The following is a 3314-nucleotide window of genomic DNA, read 5'->3' as shown; positions in this document are numbered from 1 at the left end:
CGGGGCGGCCCCGCTGTCGCCGTGGGTCGGCCGCACGCTGCGCTTCTGCGGCACGCTGCTCGCGCTCGGCGGCATCGCCTGGGGTGGCTGGCGCGGCGTCGACTGGATGCTGCGCGAGGGCGAATTTCCGCTGCGCCAGGTCCACGTCGACGGCGACCTGCGCAACCTCGGCCCCGAGGATGCCGAGGCCGCCGTGCGCCCCTACCTCGGCCGCAACTTCTTTCGCCTCGACATGGGCAGCCTGCACGCGGCCTTCGCCGACAACCCCTGGGTGCAGTCGGTCGCGGTCAGCCGCCGCTGGCCGGACACCGTCGAGGTGCGCTTCGTCGAGCGCGTGCCGTTCGCGCACTGGGGCAGGGACGAGATGATCGACACCGGGGCCGCGCGCTTCCGGCCGCAGAAGATCCGCGAGCCGCACGAGTGGCCGAACTTCGACGCGCCCGACGGACACGAGGCGCTGCTGATGCGCGTCTACGGCGACACCGGCCGTGCGCTGGCACCGCTGGGGCTCAAGGTCGTGCGCGTGCAGCAGGATGCGCGCGGCGCCTGGACGCTGACCCTCGACACCGGGCTGGAGCTGCGGCTCGGCCGCGAGGCCTATGCCGAGCGCCTCGCCCGCTTCATCGAGGTCTGGCCGCGCGTGCTGGCTGCCCAGGCCGAACGCATCGCCGGGGTGGATCTCCGGTACCTGAACGGTTTCGCGGTGCGCTGGAAGGCGCCGTCCGCGGAGCCCGGCACCCATGGCAGAACCCGGGGAGCCCCGATCGCCACCGCGCCGGCCACGGCGCGCAGCGAGGATCGGGTCTTCACCGGGCACGAAGCCGGCTGATCGCCGGAAACCGGGAACGCATCCTTTTATGTCGCGCAAGAACGAAAAGAAAATGGTGGTCGGCCTCGACATCGGCACGTCCAAGGTCGTGGCGCTGGTCGGTGAGGCCGCGGCGGATGGCTCGATGGAGGTCATCGGCGTCGGCATGCATCCGTCGCGCGGCCTGAAGAAGGGCGTCGTCGTCAACATCGAGTCGACCGTGCAGTCGATCCAGCACGCGATCGAGGAAGCCGAGCGCACCGCCGGCTGCCAGATCCACTCCGTGCACACCGGCATCGCCGGCAGCCACATCCGCAGCCTGAACTCGCACGGCATCGTGCCGATCCGCGACAAGGAAGTGACGCAGGAGGACATCGATCGCGTCATCGAGGCCGCCGGCGCCGTCGCGATCCCGACCGATCAGAAGGTCCTGCACATCCTCGCGCAGGAGTTCCTGATCGATCACCAGGAAGGCATCCGCGAGCCGATCGGCATGTCCGGCGTGCGCCTGGAGGCGCGCGTGCACATGGTCACCGGCGCGGTCAGCGCCGCGCAGAACATCGTCAAGTGCGTCGAGCGCTGCTCGCTGGAGGTCGACGACATCGTGCTGCAGCCGCTCGCCTCGGCGCGTGCGGTGCTGACCGAGGACGAGCGCGAACTCGGGGTCTGCCTGGTCGACATCGGCGGCGGCACGACCGATCTCGCGGTGTTCGTCAACGGCGCGATCCAGCACTCGGCAGTGATCCCGATTGCCGGTGACCAGGTCACCAACGACATCGCCGTGGCCTTCCGCACGCCGACGCAGTTCGCCGAGAGCCTGAAGATCCAGCACGCGACCTGCCTGACGGCGCTGGCGCCGGCCGATCAGGAGATCGACGTGCCGAGCGTCGGCGAGCGCGCACCGCGGCGGCTGTCGATGCAGACGCTCGCCGAGGTGGTCGAGGCCCGCTACGAGGAGCTGTTCGGGCTGGTTCAGGCCGAACTGCGCCGCAGCGGCTTCGAGGACATGCTCGCCGCCGGCATCGTGCTGACCGGCGGCAGCTCGCGCATCCGCGGTGCGGTCGAGCTGGCCGAGGAGATCTTCCACGTGCCGGTGCGCGCGGGCACCTCGCTGGCGGTCACCGGTCTGCAGGAGGTGCTGGCCAATCCGGCCTGCTCGACGGCGGTCGGCCTGCTGCTGGTCGGTGCCGAAGCGCGCGGGCCGGTGCGCACCGGCCCGCTGCGCGAGAACCGCCAGGGGCTGTTTGCGCGCATGAAGGCGTGGTTCCAGGGCAATTTCTGATTTGTTTCTGTTTTTGTTTCTGTTTTTTCAGTGATTTTTGCATCGGTGGCGCAGAGGCTGCTGCGTCGCCGGCTGGCGCGGACCGGGTGACCGGACGCAACCGGCCTGACGGGGCGGTCAGGCCCATCGGGGAGACGAAGACATGTTCGAAATCATCGAGACACCGCACCAGGAAGCGATCATCAAGGTCATCGGCATCGGTGGCGGCGGCGGCAATGCCGTGCAGCACATGGTCACCAGCCACACGATCGAGGGCGTCGACTTCTACTGCGCGAACACCGACGCGCAGGCGCTGCGCACCTACTCGGTGCCGCATGCGATCCAGCTCGGCAGCGGCATCACCAAGGGCCTCGGCGCCGGCGCCAATCCCGAGGTCGGCAAGAAGGCGGCAATGGAAGACCGCGAGCGCGTGCGCGAGGCGCTCGAAGGCGCCGACATGGTGTTCATCACCGCCGGCATGGGCGGCGGCACCGGCACCGGCGGCGCGCCGGTGGTCGCGCAGGTCGCGCGCGAGATGGGCATCCTGACCGTGGCCGTGGTCACCAAGCCCTTCCCGTTCGAGGGCCGCAAGCGCATGGATGTCGCGGTCGCCGGCATCAAGGAACTCGCCGACGAGGTCGACTCGCTGATCACGATCCCGAACGAGAAGCTGCTCGCCGTGCTCGGCAAGAACGCGACGCTGCTCGATGCCTTCAAGGCGGCCAACGACGTGCTGGCCGGCGCCGTGCAGGGCATCGCCGAACTGATCACGCGTCCGGGCCTGATCAACGTCGACTTCGCCGACGTGCGCACCGTGATGTCGGAGATGGGCGTGGCGATGATGGGCACGGGGCGCGCCAGCGGCAACGGCCGCGCCCGCGAGGCCGCCGAGGCCGCGATCGCGAGTCCGCTGCTCGAAAGCGTCGATCTGGCCGGTGCCCGCGGCCTGCTGGTCAACGTCACGGCCGGCGCCGACCTGACCATGGGCGAGTTCCACGAGGTCGGCGAGATCGTCCACGCACTGGCCGCGCCGGAGGCGACCGTCGTCATCGGCACCGTCATCGATCCGGAGATGACCAGCGAGCTGCGCGTGACCATCGTTGCGACCGGCATCTCCTCGGTGCCGGCGGCGGTACAGCCGGCCGCGCAGCTGGCGGTGCGCTCGATGGCGAGCCGCAACGCCGGCGCGGCCCCGGCCGATCGTCCGGTCGCACGCGGCGGCGAACGCCCGGTGCCGGTGGCGGC

At 70.3% G+C, this 3314-nt stretch carries 3 protein-coding genes; all 3 read left to right on the top strand.

What is annotated here, in order from left to right:
* Positions 1–829: cell division protein FtsQ/DivIB (locus PKE44_RS16880; RefSeq protein WP_324553594.1), on the top strand; the 829-nt coding region annotated here is incomplete at its 5' end.
* A 28-nt stretch (positions 830–857) separates the two neighbouring features.
* Complete coding sequence (ftsA, locus tag PKE44_RS16875; protein ID WP_324553592.1) at positions 858–2090, top strand: cell division protein FtsA; 1233 nt, start codon at positions 858–860, stop codon at positions 2088–2090.
* Between the two features lie 142 nt (positions 2091–2232).
* Positions 2233–3314, top strand: a 1082-nt coding sequence (gene ftsZ, locus PKE44_RS16870) for a cell division protein FtsZ (RefSeq protein ID WP_324553590.1), incomplete at its 3' end; no start/stop codon positions are given.

Source organism: Plasticicumulans sp. (genome assembly GCF_035331805.1).
Taxonomy (GTDB): Bacteria; Pseudomonadota; Gammaproteobacteria; order Competibacterales; family Competibacteraceae; genus Plasticicumulans.
The sequence above is the reverse complement of the archived record's forward strand: the minus strand, read 5'-3'. Positions and strand labels throughout refer to the sequence as shown.

Bases quoted from the DNA above. Each gene is read 5' to 3' on its own strand.
- ftsA (WP_324553592.1), top strand. From the start codon at position 858: ATGTCGCGCAAGAACGAAAAGAAAATGGTGGTCGGCCTCGACATCGGC.